Origin of the sequence: Myxococcus sp. AS-1-15 (genome assembly GCF_020037055.1) — a bacterium.
Taxonomy (GTDB): Bacteria; Myxococcota; Myxococcia; order Myxococcales; family Myxococcaceae; genus Myxococcus; species Myxococcus fulvus.
The window spans coordinates 378,866-401,594 of the sequence record NZ_JAIQDF010000011.1 but is presented as its reverse complement, the minus strand read 5'-3'; the positions used below and the strand labels follow the sequence as shown (position 1 = coordinate 401,594).

Sequence of the window (22,729 nt, the reverse complement as noted above, 5' to 3'; positions counted from 1 at the left end):
GTGAGCGACGTCTCGTCATCCAGGACCGCCAACGCCTCGGGCGTGCGCGCGACCTGCGCCTCGAAGCGCTCGTGCAGAGTCTGGCCGGGTGACGAGAGCCCGCTCCGCCCGCTCCACTCCTCCAGCAACCGCCGCCGCTCGTCCGCGCCCATCAGGTCGAGCGTCGACAAGGACTGTTCGACCTTGCCGCGCAGCTCGGACAACAGGTGGCGCACCTGCTCGAGCATCCGCCGCACCGCGAGCGCGTCGAAGCGCGCGGCGTCATGGTTCAGCTTGAGCACCCACTCGTTCCCCGGCATGACCACCAGGGAGATGGGGTGGTGGTCCGCCTCCACCGCCATGGGGTTGCGCACCACGAGGTCCTCCGACGGCGTGGAGAGCCCCGCCTCCATCGGATAGTTCTCATAGGTGAACAGCGTCTCGAACAACGGCTCGCCCGAGGGCACCTCGCTCCAGCGACGCACGTCGACCAGCGGCGTCGACTCGTACTGACGGGCCTCCTGCATCCATCCCTGGAGCTCCCGCAGCCACGTGCCCACCCTCGCCTCGGAGGGCATCCGCACGCGCACGGGGATGGAGTTGATGAACAGCCCCACCATGCTCTCGAAGTCCGTCAGCTCCGCGGGACGTCCGGCGACGGTGGCGCCGAAGACCACGTCATCCCGACCGCTGTAGCGCCCCAGCACCACGGCCCACGCGCCCTGGACCAGGGTGCTCTGGGTGATGCCCTGCTGCCTCGCGAAGGCCACGAGGGCCGCGGTCTCCTCCGCTCCGATCCGCAGCTCCTGTCCGCCTCGACCCGACGGGCCCCGCGCCGCCGCCGCGACGTCCACGCGCGTGGGCTCCGAGTACCCCACGAGCGCCTTGCTCCAGAACTCCTTCGCGGCGCTCGGGTCCTGTCGCTCCAGCCAGGCGATGAAGTCGCGATACGGCCGGACCTCTCCTCGCGGCGGCGGCACACCGCGCCGAAGCGCCTCGTACCGGGTGAACACATCTTGCGTCACCAACTGCGTGGACCAGCCATCCAGCAAGAGGTGCGAGAAGCTGAACACCACGCGCCAGACCCGCTCGTCCGTCCGCAGCAGCCCCAGCCGGAACAGCGGCGCGACGGAGAGCTCCACGCCGCGGCGACGGTCCTCCTCCAGGAACGCCGACACCCGCGCCTCCACCTCGCCCCGAGGCACCGCGCGCCAGTCCTCGACCTGGACCGGGGGCTCCACGTCACGCATCACCGCTTGCAGCGGCGCGTCCAGCCCGTCCCAGTAGAACGCCGTCCGGAGGATGGAGAAGCGACGTGCCGCCTGTCGCCACGCCTCCGTCAGCGCCTTCACGTCGAGCGCGCCCTCCAGCTCGAACGCCATCTGGTTGAAGTAGGGCTGGGACGCTTCGTCCTGGAGGATGTGGAACAGGATGCCCTGCTGCAACGGAGACAGCGGATACAGGTCCTCCACGTCGCGCAGGCGCAGGCCCTTCGAGGCCATCCGGTCCGCGAGCCCCTCCAGCGCGCCCTGGCCCAGCTTCGCCAGCGGAAAGTCCGACGGTGACAGTCCGCGCGGGTCCTCCGACGTCGCATGCGCGATGAGCTCACGCAGCGCCGAGATCAACCCGCGAGCCAGCGTCTCCACCGTCCCGGTCCGATGAATCCCCGGGCCGTGGGTGAACATCAGCCGCATCCGGCCGCCGCTGACGATGCAGTCCACGTCGAGCAGGTGCTCGCGCATGCCCTCGGGCGCACGCGTGGGCCCCACCGAGCCTTCGGACATCCGCAGCGGCGCCGTGGCCGGCAGCACGTTGTCGAACTGTCCCAGGTAGTTGAACCCCACCTCCGGCGCGGGCAGCGCACGCAGGCGCTCACGCAGCGCCGGGTCCGGTGACAGGTAGCGCAGCACGCCGAAGCCCACGCCCTTGGACGGGATGCGCCGCATCGCCTCCTTCGCGGCGCGCACCCACGCTCCGGGCCCCTCCCCCGTCGCCTCCACCAACACCGGGAACATGCTGGTGAACCACCCCACCGTGCGCGAGAGGTCCACCTCGCCGAAGACGTTCTCGCGCCCGTGGCCCTCCATGTCCACCCGCACGCACGACGCCCCCGTCCACCGACGCAGCACGTGGGCGAGCGCCGCCAGCAGCAGCTCGTCCGGCTTCGCGCGCAACGCCTTCGCCACGTCCTGGAGGAGCCACTGCGTCTCCGCGGGCTCCAGCGCCACCTCCACCACCTTCGACGCGCCCTCCGTGTTCGCGGGGCCGCCCTCCACCTCACGCGGCAACGCGCCCACCCGCTCCCATGGCAGCCCGAGCCAGAAGGTCGCCTCCGCCTGTGCGGCGGGGGTCCGCGCGTGCTCCACCAGACGTGACGCCCAGGACTGATAGGACACCGTCTTCGCGGGGAGCTTCACGGGCTCGTCCGCGCGGAGCCGCTGGTAGCTCGACAGCAGGTCCTCCACCAACACGCGCCAGGAGACGGCATCCACCGCGAGGTGATGGATGACGATCAACAATTCCTGCGGCACGTCCGGTCCCGACTCGAACAGCACCGCTCGCGCGACCTCTCCCGTGGAGAGCGTCAGGCTCGCCTGGACCCGCGCGGCGTGGGCCACCAACTCGGCCTCGCGCGCCTGGGATTTGCTGAGGTCCACCGTCTCCAGGGGCAGGACGCCTTCCAGGCCCAACAGCTCCTGCTGCCAGCGTCCCTCCGCGTCCTTCGTGAAGCGCAGCCGCAGGGCATCGTGGTGCTCGCGCACGAGCTGGAGGGCGCGGCCCAGGTGCTCCGGCACCATCCGCTCGCGCAGCGTGAGGCGCAGGGCCTGATTGAAGTGGTGCACTCCCGACCGCTCGTGCTCGAAGAACCCGTGCTGGATGGGCGTCAGCGCCACCGGCCCCGTCACGGGTCCCTGGGCGATGACCTCCCGGGGCGCCTCGGAGACCACCGCCGCGAGCCGCGCCACGGTCGGATTCTCGAAGAGCTGCTTCGCGCGCAGGTGCAACCCCGCCTGCGCGGCGCGGGAGATGACCTGGATGCCGAGGATGGAGTCTCCTCCCAGCTCGAAGAAGTCATCGTGCACGCTCACCCGGGGGCGTCCGAGCACCTGGGCCCAGATGGCGGCGAGCGTCTCCTCCTTCGCGTCGCGCGGCGCGACCTCGTCGGTGCGCTCCACCACCGATATCTCGGGCGCCGGCAGGTTGCGGCGATCCACCTTGCCGCTGCTCGTCCTGGGGAGCTCTTCCATCGCGACGAAGGCCGCGGGCACCATGTACTCGGGCAACTGCTCCAGCAGGAACTCACGCAGCACGGCGGGCTCTCGTCCCCGCTCGCCGGAGGACACCACGTACGCCACGAGCCTCGGCGCCGCCCCCGCGTCCTCGCGCAGGAGGACCAGGGCGTCGCGAACCTCGGGGTGTCGGCAGAGCGTGGCTTCGATCTCCCCCAGTTCGATGCGGAAGCCACGCAGCTTCACCTGGAAGTCGATGCGCCCGAGGAACCGGAGCTCGCCATTCGGGAGCCAGTGCACCTTGTCTCCCGTGCGGTACATGCGGTCGCCCGGGACGGTGCTGAAGGGATTGGGGAGGAAGCGCTCCGCGGTCAGCGCGGGGCGGCCCAGATAGCCACGCCCCACGCCCTCGCCCGCGATGAACAGCTCGCCGGCGACACCCACGGGCGCGAGCTGGAGGTTCGCGTCCAGGACATACGCCCGCATGTTCGCCAGCGGTGGGCCGAGCGAGGGGCCCGACGTACCGCGCACGAAACGCACCGTCGCCTCCACCGTGCACTCGGTGGGCCCGTAGACGTTGACGGCGGTGATGTGAGGATGCGCGGCGATGCGTGCCCAGAGCGTGTCGTCCGTCGCCTCCCCTCCGAAGAGGATGCGCAGCGGACGATGCGCGCCCAGCCCCTCGTCGAGCAGCACGCGCAGATGCGAAGGCGTACCGTCGAACACGTCGACGCGGTGTCGCTCCACCCACTCCACCAGCAGGGCCGCGTCCTGGCGGACGGTCTGCGACACCACGCATAGGGCGTGGCCATCCGTGATGTGGACGAGCTGCTGGACGGACATGTCGAACGCCAGCGGCGAGTTGAGGCTGAAGCGCAGCGGGCCGCTCAATCCGGCGAACACCTTGGACGCGAGCGCCGCGCGCAGGTTCATCACGGAGGCGTGCTGAATCATCACGCCCTTCGGCTGCCCCGTGCTGCCCGACGTGTAGATGATGTAGGCCAGGTGCTCCGGGAGCGAGACACGCGGCGGCGCGGCGTCCGGCTCCGAGGCGAGCGCTTCCACCATGCCCGGGTCATCCAGGCAGATGACCTCGGTGCCCTGGCTCCGCGGTCGCTCGGCCAGCGAGCGCTGCGAGAGGACGAACGTGGCGCCCGCGTCCTGGACCACGAAGCCCAGTCGCTCCGGTGGATGGGCCGGGTCCAGGGGGACGTACGCACCGCCCGACTTGAGGACGCCGAAGAGGGCCACCACCATGTCGACGCCGCGCTCCAGGCAGAGCGCGACGCGGGACTCGGGCCCGACGCCGCGAGCACGCAGCCAATGGGCGAGCCTGTTGGCCCGACGGTCCAGCTGCCTGAACGTGAGCGACGTCTCGTCGTCGAGGACGGCCAGGGCCTCGGGCGTGCGCGCGGCCTGATCCTCCAAGCGCTCGTGCAGCGCGCCTTCCCACGGAAGCTCCCGGTCCGTGTCGTTCCAGCGCACCAGGAGCAGCTCCCGCTCCGCGGCGGACACCAGGGACAGCTCGCCCAGGCGACTCTCCGGCCGCGTCGCGAGGGTCTCCATCACGAGGACCATGCGGTCCAGCTGCGCCTGCGCGAACTCCCGCGTGAAGCGGCTCCGGTCGTAGCGGAAGTGCAGCGGGAGCCGCGCCTCCGGGGACGACGTCAGCGTGAGGCCGAAGTGGTCCTCCTCCTTCGACTGGACGCGGTGGACCTCCAGCGCTCGCGAGGCCGACGTGAGCGCGGAGTCCAGGGGGTAGTTCTCGAAGACGACCAGCGTGTCGAACAGCGCCGTCCCCGCGGGGACTTCGCTCCAGCGCTGCACCTTCACCAGGGGCGCGTGCTCGTGCTGGCGCGCGTCCACCTGCTGCTCCTGGATGCGGCGGAGCCAGGTGGCCCACGTGAGGTCCCCCGACCAGCGCACGCGCACCGGCTGGGTGTTGATGAACAGGCCGACCATCTCCTCCACGCCCGCCAGGTCCGGAGGACGACCGGAGACGGTGGTTCCGAACACGACGTCCTCGGAGCCCGACAGGCGCCCGAGCACCAGGGCCCATGCGGCCTGCACCACGGTGCTCAGGGTGACGCCGTGGCGACGCGTGAAGGCGTTGAGCGCGGCCGTGGTCTGCTCGGACAGGTGGCGGATGAGCGTGGCCCGGCCCTCGCCTTCGCCAACGCCCGCGCCCGTCGGAGTGGGCTCGTGGAACCCCGCCAGCTCCCGGCGCCAGAAGTCCTCCGAGGTCTTCAGGTCATGCTCGGCCAGCCACCCCAGGTAGTCACCGAAGGGACGCGGAGGCGCGAGCCTCGGAGCCCGGCCCGCGACCGTCCCCTCGTACAGCGTGAAGAAGTCCTTCACCACCAACGGCACGGACCAGCCATCCAGCACCAGGTGCGAGTGGCTGAAGACAAAGCGATACACCCGGTCCGCGGCGCGCAGGAGCGTCAGGCGGATCAGCGGCGCCTGCGACAAATCGAAGCCCTCCTGACGGTCCTTCGCCAGGAAGGTCTCCAGCCGCGCCTCGAAGCCCTCCGGGGACAGGTCCCGCCAGTCCTCCTCGCGCAGGGGCAGGTCCACCTCGCGCAGCACGACCTGGACCGGCTCGTCCACGTCGTCCCAGACGAGCGCGGTGCGCAGCACGGGATGCGCCGCCACCACGCCCCGCCACGCGGCGGCGAAGGCCTGCACGTCCAGCGCGCCTCGCAGCTCACAGACGAGCTGGTTGAAGTAGAGGCCCTTGCCGGGCTCGGAGATGGCGTGGAAGAGCATGCCGCCCTGGAGGGGCGACAGCGGGTACAGGTCCTCGATGTTGTCGCTCATCGCGTCTTCTTTCCGAACCGGGCCGCCAGCTTGTCGAGTTGCGACTGCTTCACCTTCGCGAGGGGGAAGTCGGACGGAGAATGCCCGCCCGCGTCCAGAGCGCTCGAGGCCTGGATCAAGGCCAGCAGCCGCGCCACGAAGTCCTCCGCCACTCGCACCACCGTCTCACGACGGTGCACCGCCTCACTGAAGGTCCACGTCACCTCCAGCCGGCCCTCTCGCACCACGCTCGTCACATCCAACAGGTACGGCCGACGCGAGCTCGCCGCGCGCTGCCGCAAGCCCTCGCTCTCCGGCGCGAGCGTGAAGGGCCCCTCCGCTCCGACGAGGCCGTCCACCTGTCCCAGGTGATTGAAGCCGACCTCCGCCCGGGGCAGCTCCGCCAGCGCGGCGTCCCGCGCCACGTAGCGAAGGAGGCCCCAGCCCATGCCCTGCGTCGGCACCGCGCGCAGCGACTCCTTCACGCCGCGCAGCGCCTCACCGGGCCCTCGTGCCTCACGCACGTCCAGCAGCGCCGGGAAGACGCGCGTGAACCAGCCCACCGTGCGCGACACGTCCACTCCCGGGAGCACCTCCTCGCGACCATGGCCCTCCACGTCGACCAACGCGATGCCCCGCTCCGTCCACGCGGACAGCGCCTGCGCCAGGGCCGTCAGCAATGGGTCCTGGGGCTGCGTGTGCCAGGCCTTCGGCACGTCGTGCAGCAGCGCCTTCGTCTGCTCCGAATCCAGCGCCACCTGCACCGTGCGCGCCGTGGACTCGGTGTTGCCGCCCTCCTGGAAGTCCCGCGGCAGCCGCGGCACCTCGGACCACGGACGCTCGCGCCACCACGTGCGCTCGGCGCCCAGCTTCTCCGAGCCCGCCAGCGTCTCCAGTCCCCGCGCCCAGGCCTGGTACGAGGTCGTCTTCGGCGGCAACCGCACCGGCGCGCCCTCGGCGAGTCGCGCATACGCGGTGGACAGGTCCTCCACCAGGATGCGCCACGACACCGCGTCCACCGCGAGGTGGTGGACCGCCAGCACCAGTCGCACGGGCTCGCCATCCCCGGGCTCCAGCAGCGCGGCCCGAATCATGGCGCCGTCCAACGACAGCGACTGCTGCAGCGCCATCGCTCGCTGCTCCAGCGTGCTCGCCAGGGCCTCGCGCGGCACGTCGGACAGGTCCACGCGCTCCAGCGGGATGGGCGCCCCGGGAGCCTCGGACGTCTGATGCCAGCCGTCCGCCGTCCTGGCGTAGCGCAGGCGGAGCGAGTCGTGGTGCTCCACCACGTGCGCCAGGGCGCGCTCCAGCAGCGCCGCGTCCAACGGCGTGCGGGACTGGAACATCAGCGACATGTTCCAGTGGTCGGGGTCCTCCAGCTCCAGCTCGAAGAACCAGCGCTGGATGGGCGTGAGGGCCACGGGGCCCACCACGGGCCCCTGCTCGGCCTGCACCGTGAGCCGCGTCCCCGCCACCGCGGCGAGCCTGGCCACCGTGGGGTTCTGGAAGAGCTGCTTCGGTGACAGCTCCAGCCCGGCGGCGCGCGCCCGCGTGACGATCTGCAAGCCGAGGATGGAGTCGCCTCCCAGCTCGAAGAAGTCATCGTGGATGCCGACGCGGTCCACGTTGAGCACCTCCTTCCACAGCGCCGCGAGCCGCTCCTCCACCTCGGTGCGCGGCCCCGTGCTCGACGCGCTCGTCGACTTCGTCACCTGGGACTCGGGCACGGGCAGCGCGCGCGTGTCCACCTTGCCGTGCCGCGTCCGAGGCAGCGACGCGAGCGTCACGTACGTCGACGGCACCATGTAGGGCGGCAGCCGCGAGAGCAGCCAGGACTTCAGCGCGCCCGAGGACACGGCCTCCCCCGGCTCGACGGCCGAGGCCACCACGTAGGCCACCAGTCGCTTGGGCCCACCGTCCGCTCGCGCGACCACCGAGGCCTCGCGGACCTCCGGATTCGCGAGCAGCGCCGCTTCGACCTCACCGGGCTCGATGCGGAAGCCACGCACCTTCACCTGCGAGTCCGCGCGCCCCAGGAACTCCAGCGTCCCGTCCCGACGCCAGCGCGCCACGTCGCCGGTGCGGTACATGCGCGCTCCGGGACGCGCGTCGAACGGGTCCACGCCGAAGCGCTCGGCGGTGAGCTCGGGCTGACCGAGGTATCCTCGCGCGACACCGCCGCCGCCGACGTACACCTCGCCCGGTGCGCCGGGCAGCGCGAGCCCTCGCCGCGAGTCGAGCAGGTACACCCTCGCGCCCGGCACCGCGCGGCCGATGGGCACACTGCCCTGCTCGTCCTTCTGGACACGGTGCACCGTGCTCCAGATGGTCGCCTCGGTGGGACCATACTCATTGAACAGCGGAACCGTGGGCAGGGCCTCATGGTGCGCCTGCGCCAGCTCCACCGCGCACGCCTCGCCGCCCACGCTCACCGCGCGCAGGCCCGACAGTCCACCCGCGGGCGCCGCCGCGAGCACCTGCGCATAGAGCGCCGGCACGGAGATGAGGTGCGTGACGCGCGCCCTCGCCACCAGCTCCGCCAGCCGCCTCGGGTCCTCGCGCTCCTCCACGTCGGGATAGCGCAGCGTTCCGCCCTCGAAGAGCGACCAGAACAGGCCCGCCAGGGAGGCATCGAAGGTGAACGGCGCCAGGGACAACACGACGCCCGGAGCCCCGTAGACCGCCTGTCGGGCCCGCGTGGCGGACACCAGCTGGCGATGCTCGATGACCACGCCGCGCGGACGTCCCGTCGAGCCCGACGTGTAGACGACGCACGCCGCGTGATGCGGCTCGGGCATCGCCGGCAGCGCTCCGACAGTCGTCGGCAGCGACTCCACCGTCACCACCGACAGGCCCTCACGCTCGGGCACCCGCGCACGCCAGGCGCCCGACGTCACCACCACGGAGGCCTTCGTGTCCTCGAGGATGCGCGCGAGCCGCTCCGCCGGGTGCTCCAGGTCCAGCACCACCACCGCCGCTCCGGCGCGCAGCACGCCGAGCATCGCGGCCACGACGTCCGTGGGCTGGGCCAACGCGAGCGCCACCACCGCGCCCTGCCCCGCCCCCAGCGCGCTCACCGCCGAGGCCAGTCGCGAGGAGAGCGACTCCACCTCCCGGTACGTGAGGCGGCGCGAGTCGTCCTCCACCGCCACGGCGTCCGGCACACTCGCGGCCCGCGCCGCGAAGCGCGACGACACCGTCTCCGCCGCCGTGGGCTCCGGCAGGGGCGTCGGTCCCCACTCCACGAGGAGCTGATGACGCTCCGCCTCGGACAGGAGGCTGAGCTGGGAGACCCGCTGTTCGGGACGCGCGGCCAGCTGCTCCAGCAGTCCCACCAGATGACCGGAGAGGCGGCGGATGGTCTCGGCGTCGAAGAGGTCGGTGTTGTACTCGATGCCTCCGGAGAGGCCGTCCTTGGACTCCACCAGCTCCAGCGTGAGGTCCAGCTTGGTGAAGCCGGTGTGGACCACCTGGCTCCCCAGACGCAGGCCCGCCATGGACAGCTCGATGGGCGGCGTGTTGTGCAGCACCAGCATCGTCTGGAAGATGGGCGTGTGGCTCAGGTCGCGCGCCACGTGCAGCGCGTCCACCAGCTTCTCGAACGGCACCTCCTGGTGCCCGAAGCCACCGAGCGCCGCGCGGCGCACCCGCCCGATGACCTCCGTCAGCGTGGGGTCCCCCGACAGGTCGGCGCGCAGGGCGATGGAGTTGATGAAGCAGCCGATGAGCGGCTCCACCTCCGGCCGGTTGCGGCCCGCCACCGGCGTGCCCACCGCGAAGTCGTCCTGCCCCGAGTACGCATGGAGCAGCGTCTGCCACGCGGCCATCAACACCATGAACGGCGTGGCGCCCTCACGTCGGCCCATGGACGTCAGGGACTCGGTGAGCGCGCGCGGGATGCGGATGGCGTGACGCGCCCCCGGGTACGTCTGCACGGGAGGACGGGGACGGTCCGTCGGCAGTCGCAGCACGGGCACGTCCGCGAGGACGTCACGCCACCAGGCCTGCTCGGCCGCGAGCTCGGGGCCCCGCATCCATTCGAGCTGCCAGGCCGCGTAGTCCGCGTACTGCACCGGCAGCGTGGGCAACGTGGCCTGCCGGCCCTCGATGTTCGCCGCGTACAGCGTGGCCAGCTCGTGGAACAACACGCCCGAGGACCAGCCGTCCGAGACGATGTGGTGCATCACGATGAGCAGCACGTGCTCCTGCTCGTGGACGCGCAGCAGCGACGTGCGGAACAGCGGTCCCTGCTCCAGGTCGAACGGCTTGCGCGCCTCGGCCCTGGCCCAGGCCTCCACCGACACATCCTCCTCGAGGGTGGAGAGCGGGAGTGGCAGCGGGCCCGGCGCGGTGATGTGCTGCACCGCGCCCGAGTCGGACATGGAGAAGGTGGTCCGGAGCGCCTCGTGGCGCCGCACGACCTCCTCCAGGGCCCGCTGGAGCGCGGCCGCGTCGACCGGGCCGCTCAGCGACAGCATCACCGAGTTGTTGTACGCGACGTTCCCCGGCTCCAGCCGGTCCAGGTACCAGAGGCGCTGCTGCGCGAACGAGAGCGCCAACGGCTGCTCGCGCGAGATGCGCGGGATGGGCGGAGGGCCCTCGCGCTTCGTCGGTGCCGAGGACTGCGGGGCGACGCGGGGTGGCTTCGGTCGACGTGAAGGCCCCCGGACGGGTGCCAACAATTCCACCGTTCCATCCAGGCGACGGCGCGCCCTGCGTCCCAGGGAGAAGCCCGTGACGGCGCCGGAGAGCGCGCGCAGCGCGGAGGTCGCGGGTGCATTCCAGAGCCCCCGAGGCGCGCGCTCCCCCGTGACGGCCAGCTCACCCACGACGCCCACCGGCACCGGGCGGCCCTGCGCATCGACCACCTCCCAGCCGGAGTCCTCCATCGCGCCCGCGCGAATCCAGGCGCCCACGCCGAGCAGCGGGTCACGCCGGGACACCTGGGCGGAGAGCACGTGCGCCAGCGCGGCGGTGACGTCCTCCTTCGCCTCCTCGACCAGGACATGACGGACCGGGCTCAGGGCCTCGGAGGCGTCCGGCAGCTCCGCCAGCGCTCGCGCCAGCGACGCCGTCACATGCAGGTGCGTCGCCTGCGTCTGCCGCACCAGCGACAGCAGCGACGCCGCGGCCCCAGGCCCCTCCTGGATGGCCATGCCCGGAATCGCGGCGGAGGGCCTCGGTGAATACCGACGCCGCAGCGTGTTCAGGTGCACGAGTCCTTCGAGCGTCGCCTCCACCTCGACGCCGAAGTCCACGAGGCACGCGACCTCGTCCACGTCGAGCTTCCGCACCCGCTCCACCACCGGCCCGCACGTGTCCGGCGTACCGAACAGGCCGCCCTCCTCCACGTAGCGCGTGAGCCCGTGCTCCAGCAGGGCATCCACGTCCGCGTTCGTCAGCGTGCGCAGGTCCCCCTTCAAACCGAGGCTGGACGCGAAGGCCTGGAGGATGTCCACCGAGCTGCGGAAGTAATCGAGCAACGGCTTGCGCACGCGCCGACGGACCTCGGCCTCGTCCGTCCCCAGGTACGCATGCATCATGAGGCTCACATGGCCCCGGCCCGGGTGGCCGTGCTGCCGCCACGCCTCGCGGTAGAGCGCGACCTTCGAGGCCAGGTCCTCCAGGTTCTGCCCCATCAGGTTCGTGAGGACGTAGGCCCCCAGCTCGCCCGCCATGCGGAACGTGTCCGGGCTCCCCGCCGCCGTGAGCCAGAAGGGCAGCGCCTTCTGCACCGGCCGCGGGCGCAGGAACACCTCCACCTCGTCCCCCGCGCCGTTGCGTCGGAGCACCGAGCCGCCACGCCACAGCGTGCGCACCTCCTCGATGCCCTTGAACATGACCTCCTTGCGCTTCGCGTAGCGGTCCGGCGCGAAGACGAAGTCGTTCGCGTGCCAGCCCGAGGCGAAGGACACACCCACGCGGCCGTTGGACAGGTTGTCCAGGACGGACCACTCCTCGGCGACGAGGACGGGGTCATGCAGCGGCAACACCACGCTGCCCGCGCGGATGCCCAGCCGCTCCGTCACCGTGGCCACGCCCGCGCCCACCACCGCGGGTCTCGGGTACAGGCCGCCGAAGGAGTGGAAGTGCCGCTCCGGCGTCCACATCGCGGAGAAGCCGTGCGTGTCCGCGTACTTCGCGCCCTCCAGCAGCAGCCGGTACTTGCGCCCCCCCAGCGAGTCCTCGTCGTTCGCGAAGAAGGACAGGCTGAAGTCCGGACCGGGCCGCTCTCCCGCGGAGCGCGCCGAGGAGAACACCAGGCGCGCCCGCTCCGATGGCAGCACCACGCGCAGGCCCCGCGTCAGCGCCCACAACAACTCCAGGCCCGTCCCCGGTGAGCCCGTCTCCTCCGCGGCCAGCCATGTCCCCTCCCCGGCCACGCCGTCCCCATCGAGACGTCGGAACAGCGCGTCCACCGTCCGCACCGTGTGCACGGCGCGCAGCCGCTCACCCGAGGGCGCGACGAGCGTCTCCAGGCAGACCATCGTCTCCGGCGGCATCCGCGACGGCAGCACCGGGAAGAGCTTGAAGGCTCGCGGCATGTCGAGCTGCGAGGACAGCCGGACCCGGATGACGCGGTCCGGGTCCAACGGGACGCTCGTCTGCAACCGCTCGTGCGTCAGCAACACCGGCGGCAGGCTCCCCTCGGGCGCCAGCGCGGACAGCTCCTTGAGCTGCGGCGCGCCGAGGAGCACGTACGCGCCTCCCGCCTCCATCACCGCCCAGAGCGCCACCACGCGCTCCACCGACGGCTCCAGGCAGAGGGCCACCAGCACCTCGGGCTTCACGCCCTTCGCACGCAGCTCCGACGCCAGTCGCTTCGCCTCCGAGCGCAGCTCCCGCCACGTGACGTCCGCGCCACCTTCCACCGACAGGGCCACGCGGTCGAGCGCCTCCGAGGACCGGGCATCCAAGAGCGCCGCGAGCGTGCGCGGCTCCTCCCGCGCGGGCACGAGGGGCTTCGGGGCCACGTGCTCCAGCGGGAGCGAGGAGAGCCGCTGCTCGGGGTCCTCCACCGCCGCCGTCAGCAGCGACGTCCAGTGCGCGACGAGCCGCGCCATCGTCTCCGGCGCGAAGCGCTCCGACGCGTAGTCGAGCGTGCCGGTGAAGCCGCCCGCGTCCTCGCCCATCGACACCGACAGCGGCGACAACACGTTGCCGAACTGCGCCGGCCCGTCCTCCACCTCGACGATGCGCATTCGCAGCCCGGGCAGCTCCAGGTTCGCATCGAAGCGGGGATGCAGGATGAAGAGCGTGTCGAAGACGCGCTCGCGTCCCGGGTTTCGCGTGGGCTCCACCTCGCGGATGAGGTGCTCGTAGGGCACGTCCGGCTGGGAGTACGCCTCCACCACCACGTCCCGCACCCGGCCGATGAGCTCGCGGAACGTCGGGTCTCCCGACAGGTCCGTGCGCAGCGGCACCGCGTGCGCCACGTAGCCGATGAGCGGCTCGAGCTCCGGGCGACTCCGGTTGCCGATGGGTGTCCCCACCACGATGTCGTCACGCCCCGCCCAGCGGGCCAGCAACACCTTCCACGAGGCGAGCAGCACCATGAACGAGGTGACGCCCTCACGCTTCGCCAGCGCATGCACCGCGCCCGTCAGCGCCTCGGGGAAGCCGACGTTCCTGCGCCGACCACTCAGCGCGGGCCCGTCGGTGGGAGGCAGGTCCACGGGCAGCTCCAGCGGCCCGGGCAGCTCCACCAGTCGCTCCCGCCACGCCTGCGTCTGCTCCGCGAACGCGCCCGACAGCAGCGCCTTCTGCTGCCAGGCCGCGTAGTCGATGTACTGGATGGACAGCGCGGGCAGCGGCGCGGGCTCACCCCGCTGGAACGCGCCGTAGAAGGCCCCCAGCTCGCCGCCAATCACCACCAGGGACCACGTGTCACACACCACGTGGTGGACCGAGACGACCAGGACGTACTCGCGCTCCTCCAGCTCGAGCAACAGGGCGCGCACCACCGGCCCCTGGGCCAGGTCGAACGGCCGGGCCATCTCCTCGTACACCCGCTCACGCCACTGCGTCTCGCGCGCCTCCGGGGAGAGCGCCTTCAACGAGTCCACGACGAGGGGGACGCGAGGCTCGGCGGAGACGCGCTGCACGGTGCGACCACCGATGATGGGATACGTCGTGCGCAGGGCCTCGTGCCGCTGCGCGATGGCCTCCAGGGAGCGCTTCAACAGCGCCACGTCGAGCACACCGGACAGTCGCAACGTCGCCGACATGTTCAGCGCGGGGTTGCCGGGGAGCGCCTGCTCCAGCGCGCAGACGCGCTCCTGCACCACGGACAGCGGCAGCTCGCCATCGCGAGGAATGGGGACGAGCGGAGGGAGCACGCCCGCCTTCCCCGCCGCGCTCTGCGTCCCCATCCGCGCCTGGATGCGCGCGGCCACGCCCGCGACGGTGGGCGCCTCGAACAAGTCACTCAGCGGGAGCTGGACCGGGAACGCCTCGCGCAGCCGCGTGAGCATCTGCGCCGCCATCAGCGAGTTGCCACCCAGCTCCAGGAAGTCGTCGTGGATGCCGAAGTCGGCGCGGCCCAGCCGCTCGCGCCAGATGGCGAGCACGCCTCGCTCCACCTCGGTGCGCGGCGCGGCCTTGTCGCCTGGCACCGCGACGTCCTCCCGAGGGGGCTCGACACGGACGGGCTCGGCGACGGGAACGGGCGCGACGGGCTGCGTGGCGACAGCGGCCACGGGCAGCCTGGGCGCCTCCAGGGCGAAGCGCTGCCGCTGGAAGGGGTACGTCGGCAGGGACACGCGGCGTCGCCGCTCGTGCGCGTAGAACTGCTTCCAGTCCAGCGCCAGCCCGGACTCCCACAGCGCGCCCACGGCCGCCATGAGCACGCCGTGCTCGGACACCTTCATGTTCAAGCGCGGCAACGAAGACACCACGCGTCCCGAGGGGCCCGTGAGCGCCAGTCTCGCCAGCGCGGTGAGCGCCTGGTCCGGTCCCACTTCGAGGAACACGGCCACGCCGTCCTGCTTCAGCGTCTCCATGCCATCGGCGAAGCGCACCGGCGCGCGCATCTGGCGGGCCCAGTAGGCAGGGTCCGTCGCCTCCTCCGGCCGAATCCAGGTGCCGGTCACGCTGGACACGTACGGCACCCGAGGCGCCGAGAGCCGCAGGCCCGACACGACCTTCTTCAGCTCGTCCATCAGCGGCTCGACGGCCACGGAGTGGAACGCGTGGCCCGCGGGCAGCCGCATCACGGCGATGCCGCGCACGAGCAACTCCTGCTCCAGGGCCTCCACCTCCGACGTCGGGCCCGAGACGACGCAGCGCTCCGCCGCGTTCACGGCCGCCAGGGACAGCGTCCCCGTGATGAGCGGACGGATGACCTCCTCCGCGCACCCCACCGCCGTCATGCTGCCCGGAGGCATGCGGGCCATCAGCGTCCCGCGCGTCACCACCAGCGTCAGCGCGTCCTCCAGCGGAAGGACACCCGCGAGGCACGCCGCCGTGTACTCACCGAAGCTGTGTCCCAACAGCGCGTGCGCCTGGACGCCCCACGACTCCCAGAGCTTCGCCAGCGCGTACTCCACGCAGAACAACGCGGGCAGCGACAGGCGGGGGTCCTTCAAGGCCTCACGCGCGGCGGCCTCCTCGCCCGCGACTGGCAGCAGGACGCCCCGCAGCTCCTTCTCGAGCACGGGTCCCAGCTGCGTCAGGCACGCATCCACCGTCTCGCGGAAGCGCGGCTCCGCGCCGTACAGCTCCCGCCCCATGCCGAGCGACTGCGCGCCCTGCCCCGGCAACAGGAAGGCCACGCGACGCTCGCGGGCCGCGGCCACGTCCTCCAGGACCCGCGGGGTGTTCTTGCCGCGCAGCTTCTTGATGAGCTCCGCGCGGTCCGTCGCCGTCACCGAGAGCCGGTGCTCGAAGGCGCCGCGCCCCCGGTTGCGCGTGAAGGCCACGTCCGCGAGGGACACGTCCGGCGACGCGGTCTCCAACCAGTCCGCCAGCTCGCGCAGGGACGCGGAGAGCGCCTGCTCGCTCCGGGCGGACAGGGTGACGACCTGTGAGGGCCGGGTGCTCGCGGCCGAGGGCTCGCGTCGAGGCGCCTCCTCCAGCACCGCGTGCGCGTTGGTGCCGCCGATGCCGAACGAGCTCACGCCCGCGCGCCGAGGCACCTCGCCCCGGGGCCAGGGCTTGCGCTCGGCGACGACGGTGAACGGGCTGTTCGCGAAGTCGATGGAGGGGTTGGGCGTCGTGAAGTGGAGCGTGGGCGGCAGCTCCTCCTCCGACAACACGAGGGCCGTCTTGATGAGGCCCACGAGCCCGGCCGCCGTGTCCAGGTGACCGACGTTCGTCTTCACCGAGCCCAGACCGCAGTAGCCCTTTCGGTCCGTGTCGCGACGGAACGCGCGGGTGAGCGCCGCCACCTCGATGGGGTCACCCAGCGCCGTGCCGGTGCCGTGCGCCTCGACGTAGCCGATGTCGTCCGCGGTGAGCCCCGCGTAGGCGAGCGCCTCGCCAATCGCATCCGCCTGGCCCTCGACGCTGGGCGCCGTGTAGCCGACCTTCAGGCCACCGTCGTTGTTCAGCGCGGAGCCTCGGATGACGGCATAGACGTGGTCCCCATCCCGGAGCGCGTCTTCCAGCGGCTTGAGCACCACCGCCGCCGCGCCATTGCCCGGAACCGTGCCGGCGGCCTTCGCGTCGAACGCGCGGCAGTGCCCGTCCGGGGAGAGGATCATCCCCTCCTGGAAGAGGTAGCCCGTGCGCTGCGGAAGCGAGACCCGCACCGCGCCCGCGAGCGCGATGTCGGACTGGCGCAGGAGCAGGCTCTGGCAGGCCATGTGGACGGCCACGAGGCCCGTGGAGCACGCCGTGTAGACCGCGAGGCTCTCGCCGCGCAGCCGCAGCTTGAACGAGGCCTTGGTGGCCAGGTTCTCGCCCGAGGTGCCCATCACCTCGTAGAGCGAGGCCGGGTCCAGCTGCCCCTGCCCCAACATGCCCATCGTGTGCAGCGACGGCCCCGCGCCCGCGTACAGGGAGATCTTCCCGGTGTAGCGCGCGGGGTCATAGGCCGCGTCCTCCAGGGCCGCGTGGGCGCACTCGAGGAACACGCGCTGCTGGGGATCCATCCACAGCGCCTCGCGAGGAGGCACATCGAAGAAGCCCGCGTCGAACGCGTCCGCGTCCTCCAGCACGCTGGCCATCGGCACGAAGTCCGGGTGACGCCGCAGGGACTCCGGCACCAACGGCGAGACCTCCAGCTCCTCGGGCTTCAGCAGGGAGATGGACTCCACGCCGTCGAGGAGGTTGCGCCAGAAGTCCCGCACGTTCGCGGCGCCGGGGAAGCGGCCCGCCATGCCGATGATCGCGATGTCGTTGCCGCTACCGCCCGTCTGGTCCTGGTCAGCCATGATCTCGGTTGTTCCTTCCGCCGCGACGCTGGAGGGCCTGACGACGGGCCTCCGCGCGCTCCTGGTGCTTCACGGCCTGCGTCCCGGGCTCCGACTCGGAGGACAGCCTCCGAGCCAGGGCCTGGACCGTGGGGTGTTCGAAGAAGTGGGTGATGGGGACATCACGACCGAGCGCCTCGCGCAGGCGGGCGCACGCGCGCACCGCCGACAGCGAGCTGCCGCCCAGGTCGTCGAAGAAATGCGCGTGGATGCTGACCGCCGGGAAGCCGAGCGTCTCCGCCCAGGCCTTGGCGAGCGTCTCCTCCAGCGGCGTGCGCGGCGCGCCCTCCTGCGGCGTCGCGCGCGTCGGCGGTGGCAGGGCCCGCGTGTCCACCTTGCCGCTGGACAACACGGGCAGCGCCTCCAGGACGACGAAGTCCGCGGGCACCAGGTACTCCGGCAGGCGCGCCCTCAAGCTCGCGCGCACCTCGCCCGGCGGCGGCATCCCCGCGTCCGGAGGGACCACGTACGCCACCAGTCGAGGCTCACCACCCGACGGCGGGCTCCACACGCGCACGTGTGACTGGCGCATGCCAGCGAGCTCACGCAGGGCGGACTCCACTTCGCCCGGCTCGATGCGGAACCCACGCAGCTTCACCTGCGCGTCCACGCGGCCGAGCAGCTCCAGGTGACCGGAGGCGCGCCAGCGCGCCACGTCTCCCGTGCGATACAGCCGCGCCCCCGGCTCGTCGGCATAGGGGTCCGGAACGAAGCGCTCGGCCGTCAGCTCCGGGCGCCCCAGGTAGCCGCGGGCCACCAGGGGACCGCCCACGTACAGCTCGCCCGCGACGCCCGAGGGCACGGGCCGCAGGGCTTCGTCGAGGACATAGGCGTCGACATGAGGCAGCGGCCGACCGATGTCCGGCGCCCCCTCCCCGGCCCGACACGTGGCGCAGGTGGAGCACACCGTGGCCTCGGTGGGGCCGTACGCATTGACCATCTCCCGACCCGGCGCGAAGCGCGTCACCAGGTCCTCGGGACAGGGTTCTCCCGCGGAGATGAGCATCCGCAAATCGGACAACGGAGTATCGGGCAACAGCGCGCAGGCCGACGGGGGCAGCGTCGCGTGGGTGATGCGTTGCTCACGGAGGATGCGGTGCAGGGCCTCTCCCGCGAGCACCTCACCAGATGGGGGCAGGTGCAGCGTCGAGCCCGTCGTGAGCGCCTGGAGGTACTCCGACACGGAGGCGTCGAAGACCGGCGAGGCGAACTGGAGCACCCGCGCGCCAGGCCCCAGGTTGAAGCGCTGGCCCATCGCCTCCGCGAGGTGCAGGGCCCCACGATGCGGCACCAGCACCCCCTTGGGACGCCCCGTGCTCCCGGAGGTGTAGATGAGGTACGCCGCGCCCTCCAGCGTCGGCACGGAGGGGGTCCGCTCGGCGGAGGGTTCGGCCTGCGCGTCACGAGCGCCGTACTCCTCCCAGCGCAGCGACATCACCCCCGCGGGGACCTCGAGCCTCCGCGCGAGTCGGTCCTGCGAGAGCAGCCAACGTGCCCCCGAGTCCTGCAACAACCAGGAGATGCGCTCGGGAGGATGCGAGGGCTCGCACGGCATCACCACGCCGCCCGCCTTGAGCACCGCGAGGAACGCGATGACCGCCTCGGGTCCACCACGCTCGAACAACGTCGCGACGCGCCCCTCCGGCCCGACACCCTGATGACGCAACCTGCTCGCGATCCGGTCCGCCCATTCGTTGACCTCGCGGTACGTCCAGCTCGTGGCGCCCGCGACCAGCGCCACGGCGTCGGGCGTCTTCACCGCCCAGGCCTCGAAGGCCTCGTGCAGCCCTCGCGGTTCGGGGGGCCGGGTCGCCGCGGGCCTCCGCCCCAGCGCGAGCGTGGCGCGTCGCTCCTCCTCATCGAGCAACGGCAGGTCCAGCACCGGCGTCTCAGGCGCTCGCGACACCGCGTCCAACAGCCCGCGAAGGTGCCGGGCCATGCGCTCCGCGAGCTCGGTGTCGAAGAGGTCCGAGCAGTACTCCAGGCTGGCCTCGAAGCCGCCAGACGACTCGGCCATCGACAGCGTGAGGTCGAAGGCCGAGGCCTGGTTGCGCAGCGGCACCGACTCCAACTCCAGCTCGCCGAGCCTCACGCGGGCCCCCGCGCCGCCGAGCGCGAACGGCGCGAGCGCCTCGCGCCCCGGACGTCCCGAGTGCAGCACGAACATCGTCTGGAAGACGGGTGGACGGGACGCATCACGTCTCGGCTGGAGCCGCTCGACGAGGCGCGCGAAGGGCAGCTCCTGGTGCTCCAGTGCCTCCAGCACCGTGCCTCGCACCTCCGCGAGCAAGCCGGAGAAGGACACCCCGCGTGCCACCCGCGCGCGCAGGGGCACCGGGTTGACGAAGTACCCCGCCTGTCGCGCCAGGTCCGCGCGCGACCTGCCCGCCGTGGGCGTGCCCACCACCAGGTCCTCCTGTCCCGTGTAGCGACGCAGGAACGCGAGGTAGCCCGCGAGCAGCACCATGAATGGCGTGGCGCCTTTCGCCTGTCCCAATGACACGAGCCGCGACGCCGTCTCCGCCTCCACACGGAAGGACACCGTCCCGCCACGGAACGACTGGAGCCGGGGCCGGGGACGCGAGGTGGGCAGCTCCAACACGGGCAGCTCGCCGCTCAGCCGCTCACGCCACCAGGACTGGAGCGCCTCGCCCCGGGCCCCCGTGTATCGGGCCTCCTCCGCCCGGAGGATGGGCCCCACCGCGGGAGCAGGCGCGGGGAGCAGAGGGGGCACCCCGCGTCTCCCCGCCGTGTAGAGCACGCCCAGCTCCTCGGCCAACACCTCCAGCGACCAGAAGTCGGTGACCAGGTGGTGGAGGACCATCAACAACACCGGCCCCCCTTCCACGTCCGTGAAGACACGCAGCCGCAGCAGCGGCCCACGCTCCAGGTCGAACGGCCGATGTGACTCCGACACCAGTCGCTCGTGGAGCACCTGCTCCGTCCAGCCTCGCGCGGACTCCTGCTCCAACACCGGCGCCGTCGCGGCGCGCCACACGGGCTCGCCCTTCTCCTCGGGGAACGCGCACGCGAGCACCGGGTGACGGGCGACGAGCGCGTTGAACGAACGCTCCAGGACGGCCAGGTCCACCCGCGGCGAGAGCCGCACGGCCCTCGTGATGTGGTACGCGGTGGCACCGGGCGCGAGTCGCTGGAGGAACCACAGCGCTCGCTGCCCGTCCGAGACGTGGGGCGTCGAGTCCTCGGCACCCGCGGTCGCGGACGACGCCTCCGCCGTGCCCCGCATGCGCTCCACCCACGCGGACACCTCGCGCAGGCTGGGCCCCTGCAGCAACAACGTGGGCGGCAGCGACACCTTCCACGCCTGCTGCACGGCGTGCATCACATCCAGCCCGCGCAACGAGTCGAGGCCGTAGCGTGTGAGCGGCTCGTCGGCATCCAGCCCACCCGGCGCGACACCGAGGCTGCGCGACAGCTCCTCCTGGAGCCACGCGAGCACGTCTCCATCCTGCGTCGTCGACATGGGCTCGCGCGGACCGGCGTCCGGCGCGTGCGCATCCACCCTCCCCTCCCGCCAGGCGTGCACCACCTCCAGCCCGTCCTCCAGGAACGTCTGCCGGGTGACGCGCCGCTGCACCTTGCCGCTCGAGGTCTTCGGCAGGCTGCCCGCGGCGATGAGCACCACCGCGAGCGCCGCCACGCCATGCTCCTCCGCCACCGAGGCCTGGATGCGCGCCACCGCCTCCTCGACGGCCCCGGCCTCCACCGCCTTGCCGGAGACCTCCTGGACGACGACGAGCCGCTCCTCGCCCTTCACGTCCACCGAGAACGCGACGCCACAGCCCGGGCGCAGGCCCGGGTGGCTGCGCTCCACCGTCAGCTCCACGTCCTGCGGGTAGAGGTTGCGGCCGCGCAGGATGAGCACGTCCTTCAGGCGCCCCGTGACGAAGACCTCGCCACCGTCGACGACGCCCAGGTCTCCGGTGCGCAGGAAGGGTCCTTCACCCGTGCCCGCGATGCGCGCGTGGAAGGTCCGCTCCGTCTCCTCGGGGCGCTGCCAGTAGCCCTCCGCCACGCTCGGCCCCTGCAACCACAGCTCGCCCACCTGCCCCGGGGCCTTCTGCTCCCCCGTCACCGGGTCCACCACGCGCAGCACCTGCGTGCCCAGCACCTCGCCGCTGCCCACCAGCGTCACACCCTCGGCGCCCGGCTCCGGACGGCGCGCCTCGCCGCGCTCCAGCGCCTCGCGCGAGAAGTCTCGCACCACCAGGTCCACGGGACGGGCCGCGACGCGCTTGCGCCCCGTGACGATGAGCGTCCCCTCCGCCAGGCCATAGCAGGCATAGAGCGCCTCACGCCGGAAGCCCGAGGGCGCGAAGGCCTGGACGAAGCGCTCCATCGTCTCCGCGCGCACCGGCTCCGCGCCGCAGAACGCCACCTCCCAACGGCTCAGGTCCAGGGCGGCCCGCTCCTCGGGTGTGCTCTTGCGCACGCAGAGGTCGAACGCGAAGTTGGGCCCGCCGCTCACCGTCCCTCCATGGCGGGAGAGGGTCTCCAGCCAGCGCATGGGGCGCTGGAGGAAGAACATCGGCGACATCAGCGACACATGCATGTCCCGGTACAGCGGCTGGAGGATGCCGCCGATGAGCCCCATGTCGTGATACGGCGGCAGCCACGAGACGACTCGCGGGTACGGGCTCGCGTCGAAGCCGTGCGCGATGAGTTCGCTGTTGTGCATCAACTGGCGATGCGCCAGCACCACGCCCTTCGGCGTGCCCGTGGAGCCGGACGTGTACTGGAGGAAGGCCACCGTCGCGTCGCTCAGCGCCGGCGCGCGCCAGCCGTCCGCCTCCGACAGCGGCACCGCGTCCGTCGACAACCAGCGCAGCGCGCGCAGGTCGTCCAGGCCCTCGGTGAGCGGCCCCACCAGCTCCGAGATGCCGGAGGTGGTGAGCGCCAGCTTCGCGCCGCAATCCGCCACCAGCGCCTGCAAGCGCGGCAGCGTGCGGCCCAGCCGCATCACGTCCGGCGGATACGCGGGCACCGCCACCACGCCCGCATACAGGCACGCGAGGAACCCCACCACGTACTCACGCCCCGGCGGATACATGAGGAGAGCGCGCTCTCCCGGAGCCAGCTCCCGTTGGAGCCGGGCCGCCACGGCCCGCACCTGCGCATCCAGCTGCGCGTAGGTGACGGTGTGCTCCCCCTCCTCATCGACGAATGTGTAGATGGGGTCCGTGGGCTGATCGAACGCTCGCATGCGACAGACATCCACGAGCGTGGCGGAACCTGGACGGACGAACGCGGAGGCGGGGGCAGCGCGAGTCGGCAGATACATGTCGA

The 22,729-nt window shown here is 72.0% G+C and carries 3 protein-coding genes; all 3 read right to left on the bottom strand.

Features of this window, described 5'->3' with window-relative positions; all coding sequences use genetic code 11:
* Nucleotides 1–6,029: non-ribosomal peptide synthetase (locus K8625_RS28420; RefSeq protein WP_223784457.1), on the bottom strand; the 6,029-nt coding region annotated here is incomplete at its 3' end.
* A complete protein-coding gene (locus K8625_RS28415; protein WP_223784456.1) occupies nucleotides 6,026–17,383 on the bottom strand; it encodes a non-ribosomal peptide synthetase/type I polyketide synthase in 11,358 nt (3,785 codons plus the stop codon). The genes K8625_RS28420 and K8625_RS28415, both read right to left, overlap by 4 nt.
* On the bottom strand, nucleotides 17,376–22,646 hold the full coding sequence (locus K8625_RS28410; RefSeq protein ID WP_223784455.1) for a non-ribosomal peptide synthetase: 5,271 nt from the start codon (nucleotides 22,644–22,646) through the stop codon (nucleotides 17,376–17,378). Before K8625_RS28410 ends, K8625_RS28415 begins: the two co-directional genes overlap by 8 nt.
* Nucleotides 22,647–22,729: the final 83 nt, after the last annotated feature.